This window comes from Stutzerimonas sp. FeSN7 (assembly GCF_030263795.1).
Classification (GTDB): Bacteria; Pseudomonadota; Gammaproteobacteria; order Pseudomonadales; family Pseudomonadaceae; genus Stutzerimonas; species Stutzerimonas stutzeri.
Genome location: NZ_JARPMN010000001.1, coordinates 3,821,753 through 3,847,500, shown reverse-complemented (window position 1 = coordinate 3,847,500; position 25,748 = coordinate 3,821,753). Strand labels below are relative to the sequence as shown.

Below are 25,748 nucleotides of genomic sequence, written 5' to 3'. Positions count from 1 at the left end.
GGGTGAAGGAACTAGGCAAAATGGCACCGTAACTTCGGGAGAAGGTGCGCCGGTGAGGGTGAAGTATTTACTACGTAAGCCCATGCCGGTCGAAGATACCAGGCCGCTGCGACTGTTTATTAAAAACACAGCACTCTGCAAACACGAAAGTGGACGTATAGGGTGTGACGCCTGCCCGGTGCCGGAAGGTTAATTGATGGGGTTAGCGCAAGCGAAGCTCTTGATCGAAGCCCCGGTAAACGGCGGCCGTAACTATAACGGTCCTAAGGTAGCGAAATTCCTTGTCGGGTAAGTTCCGACCTGCACGAATGGCGTAACGATGGCGGCGCTGTCTCCACCCGAGACTCAGTGAAATTGAAATCGCTGTGAAGATGCAGTGTATCCGCGGCTAGACGGAAAGACCCCGTGAACCTTTACTATAGCTTTGCACTGGACTTTGAGCTTGCTTGTGTAGGATAGGTGGGAGGCTTTGAAGCGTGGACGCCAGTTCGCGTGGAGCCATCCTTGAAATACCACCCTGGCAACCTTGAGGTTCTAACTCTGGTCCGTTATCCGGATCGAGGACAGTGTATGGTGGGTAGTTTGACTGGGGCGGTCTCCTCCTAAAGAGTAACGGAGGAGTACGAAGGTGCGCTCAGACCGGTCGGAAATCGGTCGCAGAGTATAAAGGCAAAAGCGCGCTTGACTGCGAGACAGACACGTCGAGCAGGTACGAAAGTAGGTCTTAGTGATCCGGTGGTTCTGTATGGAAGGGCCATCGCTCAACGGATAAAAGGTACTCCGGGGATAACAGGCTGATACCGCCCAAGAGTTCATATCGACGGCGGTGTTTGGCACCTCGATGTCGGCTCATCACATCCTGGGGCTGAAGCCGGTCCCAAGGGTATGGCTGTTCGCCATTTAAAGTGGTACGCGAGCTGGGTTTAGAACGTCGTGAGACAGTTCGGTCCCTATCTGCCGTGGACGTTTGAGATTTGAGAGGGGCTGCTCCTAGTACGAGAGGACCGGAGTGGACGAACCTCTGGTGTTCCGGTTGTCACGCCAGTGGCATTGCCGGGTAGCTACGTTCGGAAGAGATAACCGCTGAAAGCATCTAAGCGGGAAACTTGCCTCAAGATGAGATCTCACTGGAGCCTTGAGCTCCCTAAAGGGCCGTCGAAGACTACGACGTTGATAGGTTGGGTGTGTAAGCGCTGTGAGGCGTTGAGCTAACCAATACTAATTGCCCGTGAGGCTTGACCATATAACACCCAAACAATTTGGCTGTTAGACGGTAAGTCGACAAACAGACCGAAAATCTGCACGAACACGCAATACCGATTCGATCACACACCCAATTCGCTGCAGCGGCTAAACCCCGAAGCAGCAACCGAATTGCTTGACGACCATAGAGCGTTGGAACCACCTGATCCCATTCCGAACTCAGAAGTGAAACGATGCATCGCCGATGGTAGTGTGGGGTTTCCCCATGTGAGAGTAGGTCATCGTCAAGCTCATACACCAAACCCCCGATCCGCGTAAGCGGGTCGGGGGTTTGCTTTTGGAGCGGCAGAAAGCTTTGTGCAGCCATTCTCTGTATCGCTATTATTCGGGCCTCGTTATGGGGGTGGCATGAATAAGCTTTTAAGGTTGCTCCAAGATGGGCGGTTTCATTCTGGGCAGGAGTTGGGCGAGGCATTGGGAGTAAGTCGCAGTGCTGTCTGGAAACACCTCCAGCGCATTCAGAATGAAACGGCGCTCCCCCTCTATAAGGTCCCAGGCCGCGGGTACCGATTGGCAGAGCCATTGTCGCTGCTCGCCGAAGATCAGTTGCTTCCGCAATTGGAGGCGTTGGGCTGGGAGCTCTATCTCTTCGACGCTCTCGACTCGACAAACGCAGAAGCTCTACGGCTTCTGTCTACTGGTCGGGCTCCGTTCCTGGTAGTTGCCGAGTCTCAGTCTGCCGGACGGGGGCGGCGTGGGCGGCACTGGGTGAGTCCGTTCGGGCAGAACCTGTATTGCAGCTTGGCGTTCAAGGTGCACGGTGGCACTAGGCAGCTGTCGGGCATGAGTCTGGTGGTCGGCTTGGCCGTCATGCAGACATTGCGCGGAATGGGATTGCCTCAAGCCGGGCTGAAGTGGCCGAACGACGTGTATGTGGACGGGCGCAAGATTGGCGGGATCCTGCTGGAGTTGACCGGGGATCCGGCGGATGAGTGCCATGTCATAGCCGGCATCGGGATCAATGTGAATATGGCGGACGCTAAGGGGATCGACCAACCATGGACATCGCTCCGGGAGTGGATTGGGATGGTTGATCGAAATGAGCTGCTGCTGACGTTCGCCGCCACGCTCAAGACATACCTTGATCGACACCTGGCTGCTGGTTTCGCCAGCCTCAGGGAGGAGTGGGAGGCCGCCCATATTTGGCAGGGGCAAAGCTGTACGCTTAGTACCGGCGCGCATGAGCTATCAGGAACAGTCTTAGGGGTCGATCCGCAAGGTGGGCTCAGGCTAATGATTGATGGTGTTGAGCGTTCCTTCAGTGGGGGAGAACTTAGCTTGAGGTTGGATCGATGATTCTTGAGCTGGATTGCGGCAACAGCTTGATCAAGTGGCGCGCGTTGAGCCCTGACTCTGGAGTCGTGGTTGCGCAAGGGGCCTCGAGTTCGTCGATAGAGCTGTTGAGCGAACTCACCAGTTTGGCCTTGTTGCGAATATCAAAAGCCAGATTGGTCAGTGTCCGCAGCGATCAGGAAACCGCAGAAATCTGCTCGCGTATATCGGACGCGCTAGGTGTTGGGGTGCAGCGCGCTGTGCCCTCGAAGGAGCTTGGCGGGGTAGTCAATGGATATCTAGAGTACGAGCGTCTCGGGATGGATCGCTGGCTGGCTATGGTTGGCGCTTTTCAGTTAAGGCGCAATGCGATGCTTGTGGTGGACCTGGGCACGGCAGTAACTGCGGATCTTGTGGATGAGAACGGCTTGCACCTAGGTGGCTACATTTGTCCCGGCCTGTCCTTGCTGAGAAGTCAGTTACATACTCATACGCAGCGCATACGTTATTCGATGGAGGAGGAGCTTTCCTCGTGCGACGCTCTACAGCCTGGGCGCACTACAGGTGAAGCAGTGGAGCGCGGCTGCCTGCTGATGCTTCGCAGCTTTGTGTCGTCGCAAATCGCGCACGCCAGTGGTCGTTTCGGGACGGACGTCAGTGTATACGCCACGGGAGGGGACGCTGCGCTCATAGAGGATATCGATCTGGTCCAGCGGGTGCCGGATCTCGTTTTCCGAGGGCTGGCAATCGCTTGCCCCTAGCGCATCTATAAGGTTGAAAATCGAATGCGTTGGTTGTTTCTTCTTTTGGTGCTTTTGAATGTTTTTTTCTGGATTCAGCACCAGTATCAGTCTCCGGTCCGTGTCAAAGAAATAACGCCGCTGGATTCCTATAATCGCCCTCAGCAGAACATAACGCTGCTAAGTGAATCTTCAGCAAAGGAGCGCAGAAGCAGTGTCTCGCCGCTCGCTGCAGAGAACGGTTGCTTGTTCCTGGGTGGGTTCGATGATCGGCTGCCGGCGGAAGCCCTGGAGCAGAGGCTGCTAAGCCTGGACGTACAGTCTGAAATACAAGAGGTGGATACAGCCAGTGGCGTGGACTACTGGGTGTATCTGCCTCCTCTAGCGTCCAGGCAGGCGTCTTTGCGTCAGTTGCGAGAGCTGCAAAGTCGCAATATCGACAGCTACATCATTACGGTAGGCGATCTGGCAAACGGCATTTCCCTTGGAATATTTTCCCGCAAAGACTCTGCAGAAGGGGTCGTTGCGCGCTTGCGCGAGGTGGATTATGCGGCGCTGGTTCGAGAGTTGCCGAGAATGCACCGCAAGTACTGGGTGCGCGTAGGGGCCGCCAGCCGTGGTCAGCTGGACGATGCAATGTTGCAGGGGTTGAAGAACGACATGCCGGAGCTGCAGCATCGGCAGATGCCCTGCGCGGGCGTTGCAACTTCTGAATAGTTTGCATAGAATGGCGCCCGCTTCGCAGCGAGGGCCGAATGGGCTCTTCGTGGAGCGGCTGTCATTGAAGCTAACCTCAAGATTTATATGAGAAAATGCTTGACAGCGTGGTGGCAGATGATGAAAATGCCGCCTCACTTTGGAGGGGTTCCCGAGCGGCCAAAGGGATCAGACTGTAAATCTGACGTCATAGACTTCGAAGGTTCGAATCCTTCCCCCTCCACCAGATTCAAGCGTAAGCTTCGGCGTTCGCGGGTATAGTTTAGTGGTAGAACCTCAGCCTTCCAAGCTGATGATGCGGGTTCGATTCCCGCTACCCGCTCCAGGTTCGATGTTTGCGGTATATGTTTCGCTCATGTAGCTCAGTTGGTAGAGCACACCCTTGGTAAGGGTGAGGTCAGCGGTTCAAATCCGCTCATGAGCTCCAAACCTCAAAGGCAGATATGTGAATATCTGCCTTTGTTTTAATGGTGGCGTGACTAGCTCAATTCAACGATGGGAGACGGTCTCGATGGCTAAAGAAAAGTTCGAACGTAACAAACCGCACGTCAACGTCGGCACCATTGGTCACGTCGACCATGGCAAGACCACTCTGACTGCCGCTCTGACTCGCGTGTGCTCCGAGGTCTTCGGTTCCGCTCGTGTCGACTTCGACAAGATCGATAGCGCTCCGGAAGAGAAGGCTCGCGGTATCACCATCAACACCGCCCACGTAGAGTACGACTCCAACGTCCGTCACTACGCGCACGTTGACTGCCCGGGTCACGCTGACTACGTGAAGAACATGATCACCGGTGCTGCCCAGATGGACGGCGCGATCCTGGTTTGCTCGGCTGCTGACGGCCCCATGCCGCAGACTCGCGAGCACATCCTGCTGTCCCGTCAGGTTGGTGTTCCGTACATCGTCGTGTTCCTGAACAAGGCCGACATGGTTGATGACGCCGAGCTGCTCGAGCTGGTCGAGATGGAAGTTCGCGACCTGCTGTCGACCTACGACTTCCCGGGTGACGACACTCCGATCATCATCGGCTCCGCGCTGATGGCGCTGAACGGCGAAGACGACAACGAGCTCGGCACCACCGCGGTGAAGAAGCTGGTCGAAACCCTGGACAGCTACATCCCCGAGCCGGTTCGTGCCATCGACAAGCCGTTCCTGATGCCGATCGAAGACGTGTTCTCGATCTCCGGTCGCGGCACCGTGGTAACCGGTCGCGTAGAGCGCGGCATCGTCAAGGTTCAGGAAGAGATCGAGATCGTCGGTCTGCGTCCGACCACCAAGACTACCTGCACCGGCGTTGAGATGTTCCGCAAGCTGCTCGACGAAGGTCGCGCTGGCGAGAACTGCGGCGTGCTGCTGCGTGGCACCAAGCGTGACGAAGTGGAGCGTGGTCAGGTTCTGGCCAAGCCGGGCACCATCAAGCCGCACACCAAGTTCGAAGCCGAAGTGTACGTGCTGTCCAAGGAAGAAGGTGGTCGTCACACCCCGTTCTTCAAGGGCTACCGTCCGCAGTTCTACTTCCGTACCACTGACGTGACCGGTTCGTGCGAACTGCCGGAAGGCGTCGAGATGGTAATGCCGGGCGACAACGTGAAGATGGTTGTCACCCTGATCAAGCCGATCGCCATGGAAGACGGCCTGCGCTTCGCGATTCGCGAAGGTGGTCGTACCGTTGGTGCCGGCGTGGTTGCCAAGATCGTCGAATAACGATTGATCTGTTTGAAGCAGGTCGGCATAATAGTCGGCCTGTCTCTTTCTAGGCCAGTAGCTCAATTGGCAGAGCGGCGGTCTCCAAAACCGCAGGTTGGGGGTTCGATTCCCTCCTGGCCTGCCATTTTCAATATCGAATATGGCAGTCTTTACAAGGTTCTAGCAGATGAATGTCAAAGCTGAAGCCAATGATGCGCGCTTCGATCTGGTGAAGTGGCTTGTTGTGGCTGCTTTGGTTGTGGTTGCTGTTGTTGGCAATCAGTACTACTCCGCTGAGCCTATTCTCTATCGTGTCCTTGCTGTTCTCGCAATAGGCGTGGTTGCCGCGTTTGTTGCTCTGCAGACGTCCAAGGGGCGTTCGTTTGCCGTGTTGCTGAAAGAAGCGCGCGGCGAGATTCGCAAGGTCGTCTGGCCGACCCGTCAGGAAACCACTCAGACTACGTTGATCGTGGTCGTTGTCGTTCTGGTTATGGCGCTGCTGTTGTGGGGGCTCGATTCCCTGCTTGGCTGGTTGGTCTCCATGGTTGTGGGTTAAGGGTGTCTCGTGGCTAAGCGTTGGTATGTTGTGCATGCTTACTCGGGTTACGAGAAGCACGTCATGCGCTCTCTGATTGAGCGCGTCAAGCTTGCCGGCATGGAAGATGAGTTCGGCGAGATTCTTGTTCCGACCGAGGAAGTGGTCGAGATGCGTAACGGGCAGAAGCGCAAGAGTGAGCGCAAGTTCTTCCCAGGTTACGTGCTCGTTCAGATGGAGATGAATGAGGGTACTTGGCACCTGGTCAAGGATACTCCTCGTGTGATGGGCTTTATCGGCGGTACGGCTGACAAGCCGGCGCCCATTACGGACAAAGAGGCTGAGGCCATTCTTCGTCGCGTCGCCGATGGCAGTGATAAGCCGAAACCGAAAACGCTCTTCGAGCCAGGTGAAGTGGTGCGGGTGGCCGATGGTCCGTTCGCAGATTTCAATGGCGTGGTCGAAGAGGTTAATTACGAGAAGAGCAGAATCCAGGTTGCGGTTCTTATCTTCGGTCGCTCTACGCCAGTAGAGCTGGAGTTCAGTCAGGTCGAAAAGGTTTAACTGAACGAAGCATCCCTCACCCCGCAGCTTCAGGCTGCGGGGTTTTGTCGTCACTGGGATAAATCAGCAATGGGGAGCCGCAAGGCGTTATAACCCGTAACGGAGTAACTATGGCTAAGAAGATTCAAGCTTACATCAAGCTTCAGGTAAAGGCCGGTCAGGCTAACCCGTCGCCACCCGTCGGCCCCGCTCTGGGTCAGCACGGCGTCAACATCATGGAATTCTGCAAGGCGTTCAACGCCCGGACCCAGGGTCAGGAGCCCGGTCTGCCGACTCCCGTGATCATCACTGTCTACAGCGATCGCAGCTTCACTTTTGAAACCAAGAGTACTCCTGCTGCAGTGCTGCTGAAGAAAGCTGCTGGCATCACCAGCGGTTCCGCTCGCCCCAACACTCAGAAGGTCGGCACCGTCACTCGTGCGCAGTTGGAAGAGATCGCCAAGGCCAAGCAGGCTGATCTGACTGCTGCCGAAATGGAAGCTGCCGTTCGGACCATCGCTGGTTCGGCTCGTAGCATGGGTCTGAATGTGGAGGGTGTGTAATGGCTAAGCTGACCAAGCGCCAGAAGGCTATCGCTGAGAAAATCGAATCCGGCAAGCAGTACGCGTTCGAAGACGCCGCCAAGCTGCTGGCAGAGGTTTCTGCTGTCAAGTTCACCGAGTCGTTCGATATCGCGATCAATCTCGGTGTCGATCCGCGTAAGTCCGACCAGGTCGTTCGCGGTGCAACCGTTCTGCCGAATGGCACTGGCAAGACCGTCCGCGTAGCCGTTTTCACCCAGGGCCCGGGCGCCGAAGCTGCTCTGGCCGCCGGTGCTGACCGCGTAGGTATGGACGATCTGGCTGCCGAAATGAAAGGCGGCGACCTGAACTATGACGTCATCATCGCCTCTCCGGATGCTATGCGTGTCGTTGGTCAGTTGGGCCAGATCCTCGGTCCGCGTGGCCTGATGCCGAACCCGAAGGTGGGTACTGTCACTCCGGACGTCGCGACCGCTGTCAAGAACGCCAAGGCCGGTCAGGTACGTTTCCGTACTGACAAGAACGGCATCATCCACACCTCCGTGGGTAAAGTCGGTTTCGACGCCGCTGCTCTGAAGCAGAACGTCGAAGCGCTGCTGTCGGATCTGAAGCGCCTGAAGCCGTCGACGTCCAAAGGTATTTACGTCAAGCGCGTGACCCTGAGCACCACCATGGGTCCGGGACTGGTCATCGATCAGGCTTCCCTGGAAGCGTAAGACATCAGTCGCCTCATTCGTGAGGCGGCTCGCAAGATTGGGGTCCCTGCCTGGCGGGGGCTATCCAAGACCGTAGGTGGCGCAAGCCTTAAACCCGGAGAGTGATCTCTTGAGCCTACGCAGATGGTGCTCCCGATTCGTACCGAATCAGACACCAAAACGCCGTCGGGCTTCGGCCTGACGAAACGGTAAAAACCAGGAGTAAACCCGTGGCAATTAAACTCGAAGACAAGAAGGCCATCGTCGCTGAAGTCAACGAGGCTGCCAAAGCCGGTCTGTCCGCTGTCGTGGCTGATGCCCGTGGCGTGACCGTCGGCGCAATGACCGGACTCCGTAAAGAGGCCCGAGCGGCTGGTGTATACGTGAAAGTCGTGCGTAACACCCTGCTCAAGCGCGCTGTTGAAGGCACTCAGTTCGACGTGCTCAACGACGTGTTCAAAGGCCCGACCCTGATCGCATTTTCCAATGAACATCCGGGCGCTGCTGCTCGTATCTTCAAGGAATTCGCCAAGGGTCAGGACAAGTTCGAGATCAAGGCAGCTGCGTTCGAGGGCAAGTTCCTCGCAGCAAACCAGATCGACGTACTGGCAAGCCTGCCGACCCGCGAAGAGGGCATTGCACAGCTGATGAGCGTGATTCAAGGCGCCACCAGCAAGCTCGCTCGCACCCTGGCAGCTATTCGCGACCAGAAAGAAGCTGCGGCTGCCTAAGGCAGCGTGAGCCCTTTCAAAATCACATGTTTAATTTGATGGCTGCGTAAGCTGTCACCCCAATACAGGAATAGATAGTCATGTCTCTGACTAACGAGCAAATCATCGAAGCGATCGGCCAGAAATCCGTCATGGAAATCGTCGAGCTGATCAAGGCGATGGAAGAAACTTTCGGCGTTACCGCTGCTGCCGCTGTTGCCGCTGGCCCGGCTGCCGCTGCCCCGGCTGCTGAAGAGCAGACCGAGTTCACCATCGTTCTGGCCGAAGCCGGCGACAAGAAAGTGAACGTGATCAAGGCGGTTCGCGAGCTGACCGGTCTGGGCCTGAAAGAAGCCAAGGCTGTCGTTGACGGCGCCCCGGGCGTGGTCAAGGAAGGCGTTTCGAAGGAAGAAGCCGAAGCAGCCAAGAAGGCTCTGGAAGAAGCTGGCGCCAAAGTCGAGCTCAAGTAAGCGACGACCTTGCGTCTACAGCCCGAGCGACTCGCGACAGGCTGATGGCTGGTGGCTCTTGCCACCGGCCTTTTTCCGTTATGGAAAGCCAGCCATGCTGGCTCTTCCTCGGAAGCCACCTACAGGTGGCGCGAACCATGGGGTTCGCAAGATTTTCTGGCTGCTCCCGTCGGGAGAAGCCAACAAGCAGGTGACCAAGCTGGGGAACGCTGATGGCTTACTCATACACTGAGAAAAAACGTATCCGCAAGGACTTTAGCAAGTTACCGCACGTGATGGACGTGCCGTATCTTTTGGCCATCCAGCTGGATTCGTATCGCGAATTCCTGCAGGCGGGAGCGACCAAAGATCAGTTCCGCGACATTGGCTTGCATGCAGCCTTCAAATCCGTTTTCCCGATTATCAGCTATTCCGGCAATGCAGCGCTGGAGTACGTCGGCTATCGCCTGGGCGAGCCGGCTTTCGATGTCAAGGAATGTGTCCTGCGCGGCGTGACCTTCGCCGTTCCGCTGCGCGTCAAGGTGCGCCTGATCATTTTCGACAAAGAGTCGTCGAACAAGGCCATCAAGGACATCAAGGAACAGGAAGTCTACATGGGGGAAATCCCCCTCATGACCGAGAACGGTACCTTCATCATCAACGGTACCGAACGCGTCATCGTTTCCCAGCTGCATCGTTCGCCGGGCGTGTTCTTCGATCATGACCGCGGCAAGACCCACAGCTCCGGCAAGCTGCTGTACTCCGCGCGCATCATTCCTTACCGCGGCTCCTGGCTGGACTTCGAATTCGATCCGAAGGACGCAGTGTTCGTCCGTATCGACCGTCGCCGCAAGTTGCCGGCGTCGGTTCTTCTGCGTGCGCTCAATTACAGCACCGAAGAGATCCTGGACGCCTTCTACGATACCAACGTCTTCCACGTCAAAGGCGAAACCCTGGCGCTGGAGCTGGTACCGCAGCGTCTGCGCGGCGAGATCGCTACTTTCGACATCAAGGATGACAGCGGCAAAGTCATCGTCGAGCAGGGCCGTCGCATCACCGCTCGCCACATCAACCAGCTCGACAAGTCCGGCATCAAAGAACTCGAGATGCCGATGGATTACGTCCTGGGTCGTACCGTCGCCAAGGCGATCGTGCATCCGGCCACCGGCGAAATCATCGCCGAGTGCAACACCGAGCTGACCGTCGACGTCATGGCGAAGATCGTCAAGGCGCAGGTCGTACGCTTCGAGACGCTGTACACCAACGACATCGATTGTGGTCCGTTCATTTCCGACACGCTGAAGATCGATTCGACCACCAATCAGCTCGAAGCGCTGGTCGAGATCTATCGCATGATGCGCCCGGGCGAGCCGCCAACCAAGGACGCCGCCGAGACGCTGTTCAACAACCTGTTCTTCGCTGCCGAGCGCTACGACCTGTCGGCTGTCGGCCGGATGAAGTTCAACCGCCGTATCGGTCGTACCGAGATCGAGGGCTCCGGCGTACTGAGCCGTGAGGATATCGTCGCGGTTCTGAAGACCCTGGTCGACATCCGCAACGGCAAGGGCATCGTTGACGACATCGATCACCTGGGTAACCGTCGCGTGCGCTGTGTCGGCGAAATGGCCGAAAACCAGTTCCGCGTTGGCCTGGTGCGCGTCGAGCGTGCGGTCAAAGAGCGTCTGTCGATGGCCGAAAGCGAAGGCCTGATGCCGCAGGACCTGATCAATGCCAAGCCGGTTGCGGCGGCGGTGAAGGAGTTCTTCGGTTCCAGCCAGCTCTCGCAGTTCATGGACCAGAACAACCCGCTTTCGGAGATCACCCACAAGCGCCGCGTCTCCGCACTCGGCCCGGGCGGTCTGACCCGTGAGCGTGCCGGCTTCGAGGTGCGTGACGTGCACCCGACTCACTACGGCCGCGTCTGCCCGATCGAAACTCCGGAAGGTCCGAACATCGGTCTGATCAACTCGCTGGCCGCCTACGCCCGCACCAACCAGTATGGCTTCCTGGAAAGTCCGTACCGCGTGGTCAAGGATGGCGAAGTCACCGACGAGATCGTATTCCTCTCGGCAATCGAAGAAGCCGACCACGTCATCGCTCAGGCCAGCGCCAAGCTGGACGGTCGCAAGCTGGTCGACGAGCTGGTGGCTGTGCGTCATCTGAACGAATTCACCGTCAAGGCGCCGGAAGACGTGACCCTGATGGACGTCTCTCCGAAGCAGGTCGTCTCCGTCGCTGCCTCGCTGATTCCGTTCCTCGAGCACGACGACGCCAACCGCGCGCTGATGGGTTCCAACATGCAGCGTCAGGCCGTGCCGACCCTGCGTTCGGACAAGCCGCTGGTAGGTACCGGCATGGAGCGCAACGTGGCACGCGACTCCGGCGTCTGCGTGGTCGCTCGTCGCGGCGGCGTGATCGACTCGGTCGATGCCAGCCGTATCGTGGTGCGCGTGCGTGACGATGAGGTCGAGACCGGCGAAGCGGGTGTCGACATCTATAACCTGACCAAGTACACCCGCTCCAACCAGAACACCTGCATCAACCAGCGTCCGCTGGTGCGCAAGGGTGACGTGGTGGCGCGTGGCGACATCATGGCCGACGGTCCGTCCACCGACATGGGCGAGCTGGCACTGGGTCAGAACATGCGCGTCGCGTTCATGCCGTGGAACGGCTACAACTTCGAGGACTCCATCCTCCTCTCGGAGCGCGTGGTTCAGGAAGACCGTTTTACCACTATCCATATCCAGGAACTGACCTGCGTGTCGCGCGACACCAAGCTCGGCCCAGAGGAGATCACCGCAGACATCCCGAACGTGGGTGAGGCTGCGCTGAACAAGCTAGACGAGGCCGGTATCGTCTACGTCGGTGCCGAAGTCGGCCCAGGCGACATCCTGGTCGGCAAGGTGACGCCGAAGGGCGAAACCCAGCTGACCCCGGAAGAGAAGCTGCTGCGTGCGATCTTCGGTGAGAAGGCTTCCGACGTGAAAGACACGTCCCTGCGTGTGCCGACCGGCACCAAGGGCACCGTCATCGACGTGCAGGTGTTCATCCGCGACGGCGTTGAGCGCGACTCCCGTGCGCTGGCCATCGAGAAGATGCAGCTCGACGAGATCCGCAAGGACCTCAACGAAGAGTTCCGTATCGTCGAAGGCGCCACGTTCGAGCGTCTGCGCTCGGCCTTGGTCGGTGCGACTGCCGAGGGCGGTGCAGGTCTGAAGAAGGGTGTTGTGATCACCGACGAGATCCTCGACGGGCTCGAGCATGGCCAGTGGTTCAAGCTGCGCATGGCCGAAGACGCGCTGAATGAGCAGTTGGAGAAGGCCCAGGCCTACCTCTCCGATCGCCGTCAGCTGCTCGACGACAAGTTCGAAGACAAGAAGCGCAAGCTGCAGCAGGGCGACGACCTCGCACCGGGCGTGCTGAAGATCGTCAAGGTCTACCTGGCCATCAAGCGTCGCATCCAGCCGGGCGACAAGATGGCCGGTCGTCACGGTAACAAGGGTGTGGTCTCGGTGATCATGCCGGTCGAAGACATGCCGCATGATGCCAACGGTACGCCGGTGGACATCGTCCTGAACCCGCTGGGTGTACCGTCGCGTATGAACGTCGGGCAGATCCTCGAAACCCACCTGGGCCTTGCGGCCAAGGGCCTGGGCGAGAAGATCAACCTGATGCTCGAAGAGCAGCGCAAGGTCGCCGAGCTGCGCAAGTTCCTGCACGAGATCTACAACGAGATCGGCGGGCGTCAGGAGAATCTGGACGACCTGAGCGATCAGGAAGTGCTGGACCTGGCGAACAACCTGCGCAAGGGCGTGCCGATGGCGACCCCGGTGTTCGACGGTGCCAAGGAGCGCGAGATCAAAGCCATGCTGAAGCTGGCCGATCTGCCGGAAAGCGGCCAGATGCAGCTGTTTGACGGCCGTACCGGTAATGCGTTCGAGCGCACCACCACCGTCGGCTACATGTACATGCTCAAGCTGAACCACCTGGTCGACGACAAGATGCACGCGCGTTCCACCGGTTCGTACAGCCTGGTCACCCAGCAGCCGCTGGGCGGCAAGGCGCAGTTCGGTGGTCAGCGTTTCGGGGAGATGGAGGTCTGGGCCCTGGAGGCCTATGGCGCCGCGTACACCCTGCAGGAAATGCTCACGGTCAAGTCGGACGACGTGAACGGGCGGACCAAGATGTACAAGAACATCGTGGACGGCGATCACCGCATGGAGGCCGGCATGCCGGAGTCCTTCAACGTGCTGATCAAAGAAATCCGCTCGCTCGGTATCGATATCGATCTGGAAACCGAATAACCACGCACCGCCTGCGCGGCACCCGGCGTCAGCCGGCTGCCGCAGGTCCGTGAGGAGGAAAGGCCTTGAAAGACTTGCTGAATCTGTTGAAAAACCAGGGTCAAATCGAAGAGTTCGATGCCATCAAGATTGCCCTGGCGTCCCCCGAGATGATCCGTTCCTGGTCCTTCGGTGAAGTGAAGAAGCCGGAGACCATCAACTACCGTACGTTCAAGCCCGAGCGTGACGGCCTTTTCTGCGCCAAGATCTTTGGCCCGGTCAAGGACTACGAGTGCCTGTGCGGCAAGTACAAGCGCCTCAAGCATCGCGGTGTGATCTGCGAGAAGTGTGGTGTGGAAGTTGCGCTGGCCAAGGTGCGTCGCGAGCGCATGGCGCACATCGAACTGGCTTCTCCGGTCGCGCACATCTGGTTCCTGAAGTCGCTGCCGTCCCGTATCGGCCTGCTGCTGGACATGACCCTGCGCGATATCGAGCGCGTGCTCTATTTCGAGAGCTACGTGGTGATCGATCCGGGCATGACCACTCTGGAGAAAGGTCAGCTGCTTAACGACGAGCAGTACTTCGAAGCCCTCGAAGAGTTCGGTGACGACTTCGATGCCCGCATGGGTGCCGAGGCTGTCCGCGAACTGCTGATCCAGATCGACCTGGAGCACGAGATTGGCCGGTTGCGCGAGGAAATTCCGCAGACCAACTCGGAAACCAAGATCAAGAAGCTGTCCAAGCGTCTGAAGCTGATGGAGGCTTTCCATGGCTCGGGCAACCTGCCGGAGTGGATGATCCTGACCGTGCTGCCGGTGCTGCCGCCGGATCTGCGTCCGCTGGTTCCGCTGGATGGCGGTCGTTTCGCGACTTCGGATCTGAACGATCTGTATCGCCGCGTGATCAACCGCAACAACCGTCTGAAGCGCCTGCTCGACCTGTCGGCGCCGGACATCATCGTGCGCAACGAAAAGCGCATGCTGCAGGAAGCGGTCGATGCGCTGCTGGACAACGGCCGCCGCGGCCGCGCCATCACCGGTTCGAACAAGCGCCCGCTGAAGTCCCTGGCTGACATGATTAAGGGCAAGCAGGGTCGTTTCCGTCAGAACCTGCTTGGCAAGCGCGTGGACTACTCCGGTCGTTCCGTGATCACCGTAGGTCCGACCCTGCGTCTGCACCAGTGCGGCCTGCCGAAGAAGATGGCGCTCGAGCTGTTCAAGCCGTTCATCTTCGGCAAGCTGGAAATGCGCGGCATGGCCACCACCATCAAGGCGGCCAAGAAGATGGTCGAGCGCGAGCTGCCGGAAGTCTGGGACGTTCTCGCCGAAGTGATTCGCGAGCATCCCGTACTGCTCAACCGCGCACCGACCCTGCACCGTCTGGGTATCCAGGCGTTCGAGCCGGTACTGATCGAAGGCAAGGCGATCCAGCTGCACCCGCTAGTCTGTGCCGCGTACAACGCCGACTTCGACGGTGACCAGATGGCCGTGCACGTGCCGCTGACGCTGGAAGCCCAGCTGGAAGCGCGCGCGCTGATGATGTCGACCAACAACATCCTCTCGCCAGCCAACGGCGAGCCGATCATCGTCCCGTCGCAGGACGTGGTTCTGGGTCTGTACTACATGACCCGTGAAGCCATCAATGCCAAGGGCGAAGGGCGCGTGTTCGCCGACCTGCAGGAAGTCGACCGCGTGTTCCGCGCCGGTGAAGCCTCGCTGCACGCCCGGGTCAAAGTGCGCATCAACGAGACCATCAAGGATCGTGACGGCAGCATCACCAAGAACACCCGCATCGTCGACACCACCGTCGGCCGCGCGCTGCTGTTCCAGATCGTGCCGGAAGGGATGTCGTTCGACGTCGTCAACCAGCCGATGAAGAAAAAGGCGATCTCCAAGCTGATCAACCTGTGCTACCGCACCGTTGGTCTGAAGGATACCGTCATCTTCGCCGACCAGCTGATGTACACCGGCTTCGCCTACTCGACCATTTCCGGTGTTTCGATCGGTGTGAACGATTTCGTCATCCCGGACGAGAAGGCGCGCATCATCGATGCGGCCACCGAAGAAGTGAAGGAGATCGAGTCGCAGTACGCCTCGGGCCTGGTTACTCAGGGCGAGAAGTACAACAAGGTGATCGACCTCTGGTCCAAGGCCAACGACGAAGTGTCCAAGGCCATGATGGCCAACCTCTCGAAAGAGAAGGTCATCGACCGCGAAGGCAACGAAGCCGAGCAGGATTCGTTCAACTCGATGTACATGATGGCCGACTCCGGTGCGCGGGGTTCCGCGGCTCAGATTCGCCAGCTGGCCGGTATGCGTGGCCTGATGGCCAAGCCGGACGGCTCCATCATCGAAACGCCGATTACGGCGAACTTCCGTGAGGGGCTGAACGTACTGCAGTACTTCATCTCCACGCACGGTGCTCGTAAGGGTCTGGCGGATACCGCACTGAAAACCGCGAACTCCGGGTACCTGACTCGTCGTCTGGTGGATGTCGCGCAGGATCTGGTGGTCACCGAGATCGATTGCGGCACCGAGCAGGGTCTGCACATGACTCCGCACATCGAAGGCGGCGACGTGGTCGAGCCGCTGGGCGAGCGCGTGCTGGGTCGCGTGATTGCGCGTGACGTGCTCAAGCCGGGCACCGATGACGTGCTGGTTCCGGCGGGTACGTTGATCGACGAGCAGTGGGTCGACTTTATCGAGCTGAACAGCATCGACGAAGTGATCGTGCGCTCGCCGATCTCCTGTGAAACCCGCTACGGCATCTGTGCCAAGTGCTACGGTCGTGATCTGGCCCGTGGGCATCAGGTCAACATCGGCGAGGCGGTCGGCGTTATCGCTGCCCAGTCGATCGGTGAGCCGGGTACTCAGCTCACCATGCGTACGTTCCACATCGGTGGTGCGGCGAGCCGTACCTCGGCCGTCGACAACGTGCTGGTGAAGAACGGCGGTACCATCCGCCTGCATAACCTGAAGCACGTCGAGCGTGCCGATGGCGCGCTGGTGGCCGTGTCTCGTTCCGGCGAGCTGGCCGTGGCGGACGACTTCGGTCGTGAGCGCGAGCGCTACAAGCTGCCGTACGGTGCTGTGATTTCCGTGAAGGAAGGCGACAAGGTCGACGCTGGCGCCGTGGTTGCCAAGTGGGACCCGCACACCCACCCGATCGTGACCGAAATGAAGGGTGTTGTGACCTTCGTTGGCATGGAGGAGAACATCACCATCAAGCGCCAGACCGACGAGCTGACCGGTCTGACCAACATCGAGGTGATGGATCCGAAGGACCGTCCGGCCGCAGGCAAGGACATCCGTCCGGCGATCAAGATGGTCGACGCCAATGGCAAGGAGTTGTTGCTGCCAGGTACCGACGTACCGGCCCAGTACTTCCTGCCGGCTAACGCGCTGGTCGGTGTTGCGGACGGCGCCGAGATCAATGTGGGTGACGTCATCGCACGTATCCCACAGGAAACCTCGAAGACCCGCGACATCACCGGTGGTCTGCCGCGCGTTGCCGACCTGTTCGAAGCGCGTCGTCCGAAGGAGCCGTCCATCCTGGCGGAAATCAGCGGCACGATTTCCTTCGGTAAGGAAACCAAGGGCAAGCGTCGCCTGGTGATTACGCCGACCGACGGTAGCGATCCGTACGAAGAGCTGATTCCGAAGTGGCGTCACCTGAACGTCTTCGAAGGCGAACAGGTGAACAAGGGTGAAGTTATCTCCGACGGCCCGAGCAACCCGCACGACATTCTGCGGCTGTTGGGCGTCAGCGCACTGGCACGCTACATCGTCAACGAGATCCAGGACGTTTACCGCCTGCAGGGCGTGAAGATCAACGACAAGCACATCGAGACCATCCTGCGGCAGATGCTGCGCAAGGTCGAGATCACCGAGTCGGGCGATTCCAGCTTCATTAAGGGCGACCAGATGGAACTGACCCAGGTGCTGGAAGAGAACGAGCGTCTGAGCGCAGAGGACAAGTTCGTCGCCAAGTACGTCCGCGTCCTGCTGGGCATCACCAAGGCGTCGTTGTCGACCGAGTCGTTCATCTCCGCGGCCTCCTTCCAGGAGACCACCCGCGTGCTGACCGAAGCGGCCGTGACTGGCAAGCGCGACTACCTGCGCGGCCTGAAGGAGAACGTGGTTGTGGGTCGTCTGATCCCGGCCGGTACTGGTCTGGCGTATCACAGCGAGCGCAAGCGCAAGCGTGATGCCGAGAAGCCGGTCCGCGTGAGTGCCGATGAAGTCGAAGCGGCGCTGACTGAAGCGCTGAACTCCAGCGGCAATTGAGAGTGCCAGGCCCCGGTCGCAAGCCGGGGCCTGCCTTGACGGTGGGCGAGAAGCTCTTTAGACTCTCGTACCCCTAAATTGGCGGGGCTTCGTGCCCTGCCATTTTTCGTTTGTGTCGAAAGACAACAGTGGAGCTAGTAGATGGCAACTATCAACCAGCTGGTACGTCAGCCGCGCAAGCGGGTCGTCGAGAAAAGCGACGTCCCTGCGCTGCAAAACTGCCCGCAGCGTCGTGGCGTGTGCACCCGTGTGTACACCACCACGCCGAAGAAACCGAACTCCGCACTGCGTAAGGTGTGCCGTGTTCGTCTGACCAATGGCTATGAAGTCGCCTCCTACATCGGTGGTGAAGGTCATAACCTGCAGGAGCACAGCGTAGTGCTGATCCGTGGCGGTCGTGTAAAAGACCTTCCGGGTGTGCGTTACCACACCGTGCGCGGTTCGCTGGATACCTCCGGCGTAAAAGACCGTAAGCAGGGTCGTTCCAAGTACGGCGCCAAGCGTCCGAAGTAAGCAGTATTTCTATTTATTTGAGTCGATAAGAGTAAGGTCGGGCGTAACCTGCGCGTTACCGTTCCGAGCTAACCTGAAGACCGTTTGAGGGCTTATCAATGCCAAGACGTCGTGTAGCAGCCAAGCGCGAGATCCTGGACGATCCGAAGTACGGAAGTCTGATCCTGGCCAAGTTCATGAACCATGTGATGGAAAGCGGCAAGAAGGCCGTTGCCGAGCGTATCGTTTATGGTGCCTTGGACAAGGTGAAGGAGCGCAAGAATGGCGACCCCCTGGAAGTCTTCGAAAAAGCACTCGATGCCATCGCTCCGCTGGTCGAAGTCAAGTCCCGCCGTGTAGGCGGTGCTACCTACCAGGTTCCGGTCGAAGTTCGTCCTTCCCGTCGTAACGCGCTGGCCATGCGCTGGCTGGTAGATGCTGCGCGCAAGCGTGGCGAAAAATCCATGGCGCTGCGCCTCGCTGGCGAGCTGCTGGATGCTTTTGAAGGTAAAGGCGCTGCGGTCAAGAAGCGCGAAGACGTGCACCGTATGGCTGAAGCCAACAAGGCCTTCTCGCACTACCGCTTCTAAATCAAGCGCAACTTTTACGAGGACCTTATTGTGGCCCGTACTACCCCTATCAACCGCTACCGTAACATCGGTATCTGTGCCCACGTCGACGCGGGCAAGACTACCACCACGGAGCGGATTCTGTTTTACACCGGCCTCAGCCACAAGATGGGTGAAGTGCATGACGGTGCGGCGACCACCGACTGGATGGTGCAGGAGCAGGAGCGTGGTATCACCATCACCTCCGCTGCTGTCACGACCTTTTGGCAGGGTTCGCGCGGTCAGTACGACAACTATCGTGTAAACGTCATCGATACCCCCGGTCACGTTGACTTCACCATCGAAGTAGAGCGCTCCCTGCGCGTTCTCGACGGTGCTGTCGTTGTGTTCTGCGGTACCTCCGGCGTTGAGCCGCAGTCCGAAACCGTATGGCGTCAGGCCAACAAGTACGGCGTGCCGCGTATCGTCTACGTCAACAAGATGGACCGTCAGGGTGCCAACTTCCTGCGCGTCGTCGGTCAGATCAAGCAGCGCCTGGGTCACACCCCGGTTCCTGTTCAGCTGGCCATTGGTTCCGAAGAGAACTTCGCCGGTCAGATCGATCTGATCAAGATGAAGGCCATCTACTGGAACGATGACGACAAAGGCACCACCTACCGCGAGGAAGAGATTCCGGCGGAGCTGATGGATCTGGCCGAAGAATATCGCTCGAACATGATCGAGGCTGCGGCCGAGGCCAACGAAGAGCTGATGAACAAGTATCTCGAAGGTGGTGAGCTGACCATCGAAGAGATCAAGGCTGGTCTGCGTCAGCGCACCATCGCCTGTGAAATCGTTCCGGCCGTTTGTGGTTCGTCCTTCAAGAACAAGGGCGTGCCCCTGGTTCTCGATGCCGTCATCGACTATCTGCCTGCGCCGACCGAGATTCCGCCGATTCAAGGCGTCAATCCGGATAACGAAGAGCAGGTCGACGAGCGTCATGCAAGTGATGACGAGCCGTTCTCCGCTCTGGCGTTCAAGATCGCTACCGACCCGTTCGTGGGTACCCTGACCTTTACTCGTGTTTATTCCGGTGTGCTGTCTTCCGGTGACTCGGTAATCAACTCGGTCAAGGGCAAGAAGGAGCGCGTGGGTCGGATGGTGCAGATGCACGCCAACCAGCGTGACGAGATCAAGGAGTGCCGTGCCGGCGACATCGCCGCGCTGATCGGCATGAAGGACGTCACCACGGGTGACACCCTCTGCTCGATCGAGAAGCCGATCATCCTCGAGCGTATGGACTTCCCGGAGCCGGTTATCTCGGTAGCTGTCGAGCCGAAGACCAAGGCAGACCAGGAAAAGATGGGTATCGCGCTGGGCAAACTGGCTCAGGAAGACCCGTCGTTCCGTGTCCAGACCGACGAAGAGACTGGTCAGACCATCATTTCCGGTATGGGTGAGCTGCACCTCGACATTCTCGTCGACCGTATGCGTCGCGAGTTCAACGTTGAGGCGAACATCGGTAAGCCGCAGGTTTCCTACCGTGAAACCATCACCAAGGACAATGTCGAGATCGAAGGCAAGTTCGTTCGTCAGTCCGGTGGTCGTGGTCAGTTCGGTCATTGCTGGATCCGTTTCTCGACCCCGGACGTGGACGAGAAGGGCAATATCACCGAAGGCCTGGTGTTCACCAACGAGGTTGTGGGTGGTGTGGTTCCGAAGGAATACATCCCGGCAATCCAGAAGGGCATCGAAGAGCAGATGAAGAACGGCGTTGTCGCCGGCTATCCGCTGATCGGCCTGAAGGCGACCGTGTTCGATGGCTCCTACCACGACGTCGACTCCAACGAGATGGCGTTCAAGGTTGCAGCTTCGATGGCGACCAAGCAGCTGGCCCAGAAGGGCGGCGGCAAGGTGCTCGAGCCGATCATGAAGGTCGAAGTGGTGACCCCTGAGGACTACATGGGTGACGTGATGGGTGACCTGAACCGTCGTCGTGGTCTGATCCAGGGTATGGAAGACTCGGTCTCCGGCAAGGTTATCCGTGCTGAGGTTCCGCTCGGAGAGATGTTCGGTTACGCAACCGACGTTCGTTCCATGTCTCAGGGTCGCGCGAGCTACTCCATGGAATTCTCCAAATACGCTGAGGCTCCGGCGAATATCGTCGAGACGCTCGTCAAAAAACAAGGTTGATTCAGCCCTTTAAGTAAGAGGTTTACTGTCGTGGCTAAGGAAAAATTCGAACGTAACAAACCGCACGTCAACGTCGGCACCATTGGTCACGTCGACCATGGCAAGACCACTCTGACTGCCGCTCTGACTCGCGTGTGCTCCGAGGTCTTCGGTTCCGCTCGTGTCGACTTCGACAAGATCGATAGCGCTCCGGAAGAGAAGGCTCGCGGTATCACCATCAACACCGCCCACGTAGAGTACGACTCCAACGTCCGTCACTACGCGCACGTTGACTGCCCGGGTCACGCTGACTACGTGAAGAACATGATCACCGGTGCTGCCCAGATGGACGGCGCGATCCTGGTTTGCTCGGCTGCTGACGGCCCCATGCCGCAGACTCGCGAGCACATCCTGCTGTCCCGTCAGGTTGGTGTTCCGTACATCGTCGTGTTCCTGAACAAGGCCGACATGGTTGATGACGCCGAGCTGCTCGAGCTGGTCGAGATGGAAGTTCGCGACCTGCTGTCGACCTACGACTTCCCGGGTGACGACACTCCGATCATCATCGGCTCCGCGCTGATGGCGCTGAACGGCGAAGACGACAACGAGCTCGGCACCACCGCGGTGAAGAAGCTGGTCGAAACCCTGGACAGCTACATCCCCGAGCCGGTTCGTGCCATCGACAAGCCGTTCCTGATGCCGATCGAAGACGTGTTCTCGATCTCCGGTCGCGGCACCGTGGTAACCGGTCGCGTAGAGCGCGGCATCGTCAAGGTTCAGGAAGAGATCGAGATCGTCGGTCTGCGTCCGACCACCAAGACTACCTGCACCGGCGTTGAGATGTTCCGCAAGCTGCTCGACGAAGGTCGCGCTGGCGAGAACTGCGGCGTGCTGCTGCGTGGCACCAAGCGTGACGAAGTGGAGCGTGGTCAGGTTCTGGCCAAGCCGGGCACCATCAAGCCGCACACCAAGTTCGAAGCCGAAGTGTACGTGCTGTCCAAGGAAGAAGGTGGTCGTCACACCCCGTTCTTCAAGGGCTACCGTCCGCAGTTCTACTTCCGTACCACTGACGTGACCGGTTCGTGCGAACTGCCGGAAGGCGTCGAGATGGTAATGCCGGGCGACAACGTGAAGATGGTTGTCACCCTGATCAAGCCGATCGCCATGGAAGACGGCCTGCGCTTCGCGATTCGCGAAGGTGGTCGTACCGTTGGTGCCGGCGTGGTTGCCAAGATCGTCGAGTAATATTTGACGATGATGAAAAAGGCCCCTTCGGGGGCCTTTTTCTATTGTTGATCATTTATTGACACCCTATAGGTGCATACGTACAATTGCGCCTCCTTTTACCGGGGGTATTGCGCCTGGTAGGGTGGCTACTTGGAGTCTGAGGTCAAAATGCAAAACCAACAAATCCGTATTCGGTTGAAGGCTTTTGACCATCGCCTGATCGATCAATCAACCCAGGAAATCGTGGAAACCGCGAAACGTACTGGTGCTCAGGTGCGTGGTCCGATTCCGCTGCCAACCCGCAAAGAGCGGTTCACTGTGCTGGTTTCTCCGCACGTCAACAAAGACGCGCGCGATCAGTATGAAATTCGAACCCACAAGCGTGTGCTGGACATCGTTCAGCCGACCGACAAAACCGTCGATGCGCTGATGAAGCTCGATCTTGCGGCTGGTGTGGAAGTGCAGATCAGCCTCGGCTAAAACCTGAGAGTTTTAGTCGTGTAACGCTCTGAAATGGGCGGCCATAGCGGGTGAAAGCCCCGTACACTCAAGAGGTTTAAAAATGACTATTGGTGTAGTCGGTCGTAAATGCGGCATGACCCGCGTTTTCACCGAGGATGGTGTCTCTATTCCGGTTACGGTCATCGAGATCGAGCCGAATCGCGTCACTCAGTTCAAGAATGAAGAGAGCGATGGCTATCGTGCAGTGCAGGTCACTGTCGGTGAGCGTCGTGCGTCCCGTGTTACCAAGGCTCAGGCCGGTCACTTCGCCAAGGCGAACGTGGCAGCAGGTCGTGGCGTCTGGGAATTCCGCCTCGAAGGCGAGGAGTTCCAGGTTGGTGACCAGATCAATGCCGAAATTTTCCAGGCAGGCCAGCTGGTGGATGTCACCGGTCAGTCCAAGGGTAAAGGCTTTGCCGGTACCATCAAGCGCTGGAATTTCCGTGGTCAGGACAATACCCACGGTAACTCCGTATCCCACCGCGTCCCGGGCTCTATTGGTCAGTGCCAGACTCCAGGTCGTGTATTCAAGGGCAAGAAGATGTCCGGGCACATGGGCGCCGAGCGCGTAACCGTGCAGTCTCTGGAAATCGTGCGTGTCGATGCCGAGCGTAACCTGCTGCTGGTCAAGGGTGCAGTCCCTGGTGCCACCGGTGGTGACGTGTTCGTGCGTCCGGCCGTCAAGGCTCGCGGTTAAGGGGGAGTTCACATGCAATTGAATGTAAATGGCGCACAGGCCATCGAAGTCTCCGATCGCACCTTTGGTGGTGAGTTCAACGAGACGCTGGTGCACCAGGCAGTCGTCGCCTACATGGCTGGCGGTCGTCAGGGTAGCAAGCAGCAGAAGACCCGCTCCGATGTGTCCGGTGGTGGCAAGCGTCCGTGGCGCCAGAAGGGCACCGGTCGCGCTCGTGCCGGTACCACTCGTGGTCCGATCTGGCGTGGCGGTGGTGTCACCTTCGCTGCTCGCCCGCAGAACCACGAGCAGAAGCTGAACAAGAAGATGTATCGCGCTGCGCTGCGTTCCATCCTTGCTGAGCTGGTTCGCTCCGAGCGTCTGGTAGTCGTAGAAGATTTCGCCGTCGATGCCCCGAAGACCAAGGCGCTTGCCAGCAAGCTCAATGGTATGGGTCTGAGCGACGTGCTGATCGTTTCCGATGCTGTCGATCAGAACCTGTACCTGGCTGCGCGCAATCTGCCGCATGTCGACGTACGTGACGTCCAGGGTTCCGATCCGGTCAGCCTGATCGCCTATGACAAGGTGTTGATCACCGTGTCGGCTGTGAAGAAATTCGAGGAGCTGCTGGGATGAACCAGGAACGCGTATTCAAAGTCCTGCTTGGTCCGCACGTCTCCGAGAAGGCTACCGTGCTGGCTGACAGCAAGAAGCAATTCGTTTTCAAGGTTGCGACTGACGCAACCAAGCTGGAAATCAAGAAGGCTGTTGAAAGCCTGTTCGACGTGAAGGTCGCCGCCGTCAACACCCTGAACGTTCAGGGCAAGACCAAGCGCACCGCTCGCGGTCTGGGCAAGCGCAACGACTGGAAGAAGGCTTATATCGCTCTTCAGCCAGGGCAGGATCTCGATTTCTCCGGCAGTGCTGAGTAAGGAAGGGGTGCATCATGGCAATCGTTAAATGCAAACCGACTTCCGCGGGCCGCCGTTTTGTGGTCAAGGTGGTCAATCAGGAGCTGCACAAAGGCGCTCCTTACGCACCGCTGCTCGAGAAGAAGTCGAAGACTGGCGGCCGTAACAACAACGGTCGTATCACCACTCGCCACATCGGCGGTGGTCACAAGCAGCATTACCGCCTGGTCGATTTTCGTCGCAACAAGGATGGCATTCCGGCCATCGTCGAGCGTATCGAATACGATCCGAACCGTACTGCGCACATCGCGCTGCTGAAGTATGCCGACGGTGAGCGTCGCTACATCATTGCGCCGAAAGGCGTGAGCGCTGGCGATCAGCTGGTCTCGGGCATCAATGCTCCGATCAAGGCTGGTAACAGCCTGCCGCTGCGTAACATCCCGCTGGGTTCTACCGTTCACGGTATCGAGCTCAAGCCGGGTAAGGGCGCTCAGCTCGTTCGCTCCGCTGGTGCTTCGGCTCAGCTGGTCGCTCGTGAGGGCTCCTATGTGACGCTGCGTCTGCGCTCCGGCGAAATGCGCAAGGTGTTGGCTGAATGCCGTGCGACCCTGGGCGAAGTCTCGAACTCCGAGCACAGCCTGCGTTCGCTGGGTAAGGCCGGTGCCAAGCGCTGGAAGGGCATTCGCCCGACCGTTCGTGGTGTCGCGATGAACCCGGTCGATCACCCGCACGGTGGTGGTGAAGGTCGTACCTCCGGTGGTCGTCATCCGGTGTCGCCATGGGGCTTCCCGACTAAGGGCGCGAAGACCCGCACTAACAAGCGCACCGATAACATGATCGTCCGTCGTCGCAAGTAACTAGAGGGATACGACAGTGCCGCGTTCTCTGAAAAAAGGTCCTTTTATCGATCTTCACCTACTGAAGAAGGTCGAAGCGGCGGTGGAAAAGAATGATCGCAAGCCGGTGAAAACCTGGTCGCGTCGTTCGATGATCCTGCCGCAGATGGTCGGTCTGACCATCGCTGTACACAACGGTCGCCAGCATGTTCCGGTCCTCGTGTCCGAAGACATGGTCGGCCACAAACTCGGCGAGTTCGCTGCTACCCGCACTTATCGTGGGCACGTGGCGGACAAGAAAGGCAAGCGCTAAGGGGTAAGGAAAGATGGAAGTAGCCGCTAAGTTGTCGGGCGCTCGCATCTCCGCCCAGAAAGCCCGCCTGGTCGCCGACCAGATCCGCGGGAAGAAGGTGGGCGATGCGCTCAACCTCCTGGCTTTCAGCAGTAAGAAAGCCGCCGAGATCATGAAGAAGGTGCTGGAGTCGGCCGTTGCCAACGCCGAGCACAACGAAGGCGCTGATGTGGATGACCTGAAAGTCTCCACCGTCTTCGTCAACGAAGGGCGTTCGCTTAAGCGCATCATGCCGCGTGCCAAAGGCCGCGCTGATCGCATCGTCAAGCGGTCTTGCCATATCACTGTCAAGGTTGCGGACAAGTAACGGA

At 58.6% G+C, this 25,748-nt stretch carries 23 protein-coding genes, 4 tRNA genes and 2 rRNA genes (1 of these 29 cut by a window edge); all 29 read left to right on the top strand.

Going from position 1 to position 25,748, the window contains the following annotated elements:
* Positions 1 to 1,243, top strand: a 23S ribosomal RNA gene (locus tag P5703_RS18405) (it extends 1,648 nt beyond the left edge of the window).
* Positions 1,244 to 1,377: 134 nt separating this feature from the next.
* A 5S ribosomal RNA gene (gene rrf, locus P5703_RS18400) occupies positions 1,378 to 1,493 on the top strand.
* Positions 1,494 to 1,611: 118 nt separating this feature from the next.
* Positions 1,612 to 2,559, top strand: coding sequence for a bifunctional biotin--[acetyl-CoA-carboxylase] ligase/biotin operon repressor BirA (birA, locus tag P5703_RS18395; protein ID WP_011911971.1), 948 nt, complete (start codon positions 1,612 to 1,614; stop codon positions 2,557 to 2,559).
* Positions 2,556 to 3,296 (top strand): pantothenate kinase, encoded by a 741-nt coding sequence (locus P5703_RS18390; RefSeq protein WP_125856741.1) that lies wholly within the window; start codon positions 2,556 to 2,558, stop codon positions 3,294 to 3,296. The genes birA and P5703_RS18390 overlap by 4 nt, the downstream gene beginning before the upstream one ends.
* Positions 3,297 to 3,320: 24 nt before the next feature.
* Positions 3,321 to 3,992 (top strand): SPOR domain-containing protein, encoded by a 672-nt coding sequence (locus tag P5703_RS18385; protein WP_125856740.1) that lies wholly within the window; start codon positions 3,321 to 3,323, stop codon positions 3,990 to 3,992.
* A 141-nt stretch (positions 3,993 to 4,133) separates the two neighbouring features.
* Positions 4,134 to 4,218 (top strand) — tRNA-Tyr (locus P5703_RS18380).
* Positions 4,219 to 4,243: 25 nt separating this feature from the next.
* Positions 4,244 to 4,317, top strand: a tRNA-Gly gene (locus P5703_RS18375).
* A gap of 26 nt (positions 4,318 to 4,343) precedes the next feature.
* Positions 4,344 to 4,419 (top strand) — tRNA-Thr (locus P5703_RS18370).
* 84 nt (positions 4,420 to 4,503) lie between these two features.
* Positions 4,504 to 5,697 carry an elongation factor Tu gene (gene tuf / locus P5703_RS18365; protein ID WP_011911986.1) on the top strand — a complete coding sequence of 398 codons (1,194 nt, stop codon included), beginning with the start codon at positions 4,504 to 4,506 and terminating at the stop codon, positions 5,695 to 5,697.
* 51 nt (positions 5,698 to 5,748) lie between these two features.
* Positions 5,749 to 5,824 (top strand) — tRNA-Trp (locus tag P5703_RS18360).
* A gap of 42 nt (positions 5,825 to 5,866) precedes the next feature.
* The gene (gene secE, locus P5703_RS18355; RefSeq protein WP_011911975.1) at positions 5,867 to 6,235 is read left to right on the top strand and encodes a preprotein translocase subunit SecE; all 369 of its coding nucleotides are present in this window, start codon (positions 5,867 to 5,869) and stop codon (positions 6,233 to 6,235) included.
* A 9-nt stretch (positions 6,236 to 6,244) separates the two neighbouring features.
* On the top strand, positions 6,245 to 6,778 hold the full coding sequence (gene nusG / locus P5703_RS18350; protein WP_011911976.1) for a transcription termination/antitermination protein NusG: 534 nt from the start codon (positions 6,245 to 6,247) through the stop codon (positions 6,776 to 6,778).
* A 110-nt stretch (positions 6,779 to 6,888) separates the two neighbouring features.
* Positions 6,889 to 7,320, top strand: coding sequence for a 50S ribosomal protein L11 (rplK, locus tag P5703_RS18345; protein ID WP_011911977.1), 432 nt, complete (start codon positions 6,889 to 6,891; stop codon positions 7,318 to 7,320).
* Positions 7,320 to 8,015 carry a 50S ribosomal protein L1 gene (gene rplA, locus P5703_RS18340; RefSeq protein WP_279641334.1) on the top strand — a complete coding sequence of 232 codons (696 nt, stop codon included), beginning with the start codon at positions 7,320 to 7,322 and terminating at the stop codon, positions 8,013 to 8,015. The genes rplK and rplA overlap by 1 nt, the downstream gene beginning before the upstream one ends.
* Positions 8,016 to 8,224: 209 nt before the next feature.
* Positions 8,225 to 8,725, top strand: a complete 501-nt coding sequence (gene rplJ, locus P5703_RS18335) for a 50S ribosomal protein L10 (protein ID WP_011911979.1) — start codon at positions 8,225 to 8,227, stop codon at positions 8,723 to 8,725.
* Positions 8,726 to 8,805: 80 nt separating this feature from the next.
* Positions 8,806 to 9,174: a 50S ribosomal protein L7/L12 gene (rplL, locus tag P5703_RS18330; protein WP_011911980.1), complete on the top strand. Its 369-nt coding sequence runs from the start codon at positions 8,806 to 8,808 to the stop codon at positions 9,172 to 9,174.
* Between the two features lie 212 nt (positions 9,175 to 9,386).
* Complete coding sequence (gene rpoB / locus P5703_RS18325; protein ID WP_011911981.1) at positions 9,387 to 13,457, top strand: DNA-directed RNA polymerase subunit beta; 4,071 nt, start codon at positions 9,387 to 9,389, stop codon at positions 13,455 to 13,457.
* Between the two features lie 65 nt (positions 13,458 to 13,522).
* Positions 13,523 to 17,722: a DNA-directed RNA polymerase subunit beta' gene (gene rpoC, locus P5703_RS18320; protein WP_011911982.1), complete on the top strand. Its 4,200-nt coding sequence runs from the start codon at positions 13,523 to 13,525 to the stop codon at positions 17,720 to 17,722.
* A 141-nt stretch (positions 17,723 to 17,863) separates the two neighbouring features.
* Positions 17,864 to 18,235 carry a 30S ribosomal protein S12 gene (gene rpsL, locus P5703_RS18315; RefSeq protein WP_003280832.1) on the top strand — a complete coding sequence of 124 codons (372 nt, stop codon included), beginning with the start codon at positions 17,864 to 17,866 and terminating at the stop codon, positions 18,233 to 18,235.
* A gap of 98 nt (positions 18,236 to 18,333) precedes the next feature.
* On the top strand, positions 18,334 to 18,804 hold the full coding sequence (gene rpsG / locus P5703_RS18310; RefSeq protein WP_011911984.1) for a 30S ribosomal protein S7: 471 nt from the start codon (positions 18,334 to 18,336) through the stop codon (positions 18,802 to 18,804).
* 30 nt (positions 18,805 to 18,834) lie between these two features.
* Positions 18,835 to 20,955 (top strand): elongation factor G, encoded by a 2,121-nt coding sequence (gene fusA, locus P5703_RS18305; protein WP_011911985.1) that lies wholly within the window; start codon positions 18,835 to 18,837, stop codon positions 20,953 to 20,955.
* Positions 20,956 to 20,985: 30 nt separating this feature from the next.
* On the top strand, positions 20,986 to 22,179 hold the full coding sequence (gene tuf / locus P5703_RS18300) for an elongation factor Tu (protein ID WP_011911986.1): 1,194 nt from the start codon (positions 20,986 to 20,988) through the stop codon (positions 22,177 to 22,179).
* Between the two features lie 150 nt (positions 22,180 to 22,329).
* On the top strand, positions 22,330 to 22,641 hold the full coding sequence (gene rpsJ, locus P5703_RS18295) for a 30S ribosomal protein S10 (RefSeq protein ID WP_003186070.1): 312 nt from the start codon (positions 22,330 to 22,332) through the stop codon (positions 22,639 to 22,641).
* Positions 22,642 to 22,723: 82 nt separating this feature from the next.
* Positions 22,724 to 23,359: a 50S ribosomal protein L3 gene (gene rplC / locus P5703_RS18290; RefSeq protein WP_011911987.1), complete on the top strand. Its 636-nt coding sequence runs from the start codon at positions 22,724 to 22,726 to the stop codon at positions 23,357 to 23,359.
* 12 nt (positions 23,360 to 23,371) lie between these two features.
* Complete coding sequence (rplD, locus tag P5703_RS18285) at positions 23,372 to 23,974, top strand: 50S ribosomal protein L4 (RefSeq protein WP_011911988.1); 603 nt, start codon at positions 23,372 to 23,374, stop codon at positions 23,972 to 23,974.
* Positions 23,971 to 24,270 carry a 50S ribosomal protein L23 gene (gene rplW, locus P5703_RS18280; RefSeq protein WP_003281842.1) on the top strand — a complete coding sequence of 100 codons (300 nt, stop codon included), beginning with the start codon at positions 23,971 to 23,973 and terminating at the stop codon, positions 24,268 to 24,270. The genes rplD and rplW overlap by 4 nt, the downstream gene beginning before the upstream one ends.
* Before the next feature lie 14 nt (positions 24,271 to 24,284).
* Positions 24,285 to 25,106 (top strand): 50S ribosomal protein L2, encoded by an 822-nt coding sequence (gene rplB, locus P5703_RS18275; protein ID WP_011911989.1) that lies wholly within the window; start codon positions 24,285 to 24,287, stop codon positions 25,104 to 25,106.
* Between the two features lie 16 nt (positions 25,107 to 25,122).
* The gene (gene rpsS, locus P5703_RS18270; protein WP_003293029.1) at positions 25,123 to 25,398 is read left to right on the top strand and encodes a 30S ribosomal protein S19; all 276 of its coding nucleotides are present in this window, start codon (positions 25,123 to 25,125) and stop codon (positions 25,396 to 25,398) included.
* 13 nt (positions 25,399 to 25,411) lie between these two features.
* Positions 25,412 to 25,744, top strand: a complete 333-nt coding sequence (gene rplV, locus P5703_RS18265; RefSeq protein ID WP_003304070.1) for a 50S ribosomal protein L22 — start codon at positions 25,412 to 25,414, stop codon at positions 25,742 to 25,744.
* Positions 25,745 to 25,748: the final 4 nt, after the last annotated feature.

Excerpts from the sequence above, each read along its gene's own strand:
- P5703_RS18390 (WP_125856741.1), top strand. The coding sequence starts at position 2,556 with ATGATTCTTGAGCTGGATTGCGGCAACAGCTTGATCAAGTGGCGCGCG.
- rplC (WP_011911987.1), top strand. The coding sequence starts at position 22,724 with ATGACTATTGGTGTAGTCGGTCGTAAATGCGGCATGACCCGCGTTTTC.
- rplB (WP_011911989.1), top strand. The coding sequence starts at position 24,285 with ATGGCAATCGTTAAATGCAAACCGACTTCCGCGGGCCGCCGTTTTGTG.
- rpsL (WP_003280832.1), top strand. The coding sequence starts at position 17,864 with ATGGCAACTATCAACCAGCTGGTACGTCAGCCGCGCAAGCGGGTCGTC.
- rpsG (WP_011911984.1), top strand. The coding sequence starts at position 18,334 with ATGCCAAGACGTCGTGTAGCAGCCAAGCGCGAGATCCTGGACGATCCG.
- secE (WP_011911975.1), top strand. The coding sequence starts at position 5,867 with ATGAATGTCAAAGCTGAAGCCAATGATGCGCGCTTCGATCTGGTGAAG.
- rplW (WP_003281842.1), top strand. The coding sequence starts at position 23,971 with ATGAACCAGGAACGCGTATTCAAAGTCCTGCTTGGTCCGCACGTCTCC.
- birA (WP_011911971.1), top strand. The coding sequence starts at position 1,612 with ATGAATAAGCTTTTAAGGTTGCTCCAAGATGGGCGGTTTCATTCTGGG.
- rplL (WP_011911980.1), top strand. The coding sequence starts at position 8,806 with ATGTCTCTGACTAACGAGCAAATCATCGAAGCGATCGGCCAGAAATCC.
- P5703_RS18385 (WP_125856740.1), top strand. The coding sequence starts at position 3,321 with ATGCGTTGGTTGTTTCTTCTTTTGGTGCTTTTGAATGTTTTTTTCTGG.
- rplV (WP_003304070.1), top strand. The coding sequence starts at position 25,412 with ATGGAAGTAGCCGCTAAGTTGTCGGGCGCTCGCATCTCCGCCCAGAAA.
- rpsJ (WP_003186070.1), top strand. The coding sequence starts at position 22,330 with ATGCAAAACCAACAAATCCGTATTCGGTTGAAGGCTTTTGACCATCGC.
- rplA (WP_279641334.1), top strand. The coding sequence starts at position 7,320 with ATGGCTAAGCTGACCAAGCGCCAGAAGGCTATCGCTGAGAAAATCGAA.
- rpoB (WP_011911981.1), top strand. The coding sequence starts at position 9,387 with ATGGCTTACTCATACACTGAGAAAAAACGTATCCGCAAGGACTTTAGC.
- tuf (WP_011911986.1), top strand. The coding sequence starts at position 4,504 with ATGGCTAAAGAAAAGTTCGAACGTAACAAACCGCACGTCAACGTCGGC.
- rplK (WP_011911977.1), top strand. The coding sequence starts at position 6,889 with ATGGCTAAGAAGATTCAAGCTTACATCAAGCTTCAGGTAAAGGCCGGT.
- rplD (WP_011911988.1), top strand. The coding sequence starts at position 23,372 with ATGCAATTGAATGTAAATGGCGCACAGGCCATCGAAGTCTCCGATCGC.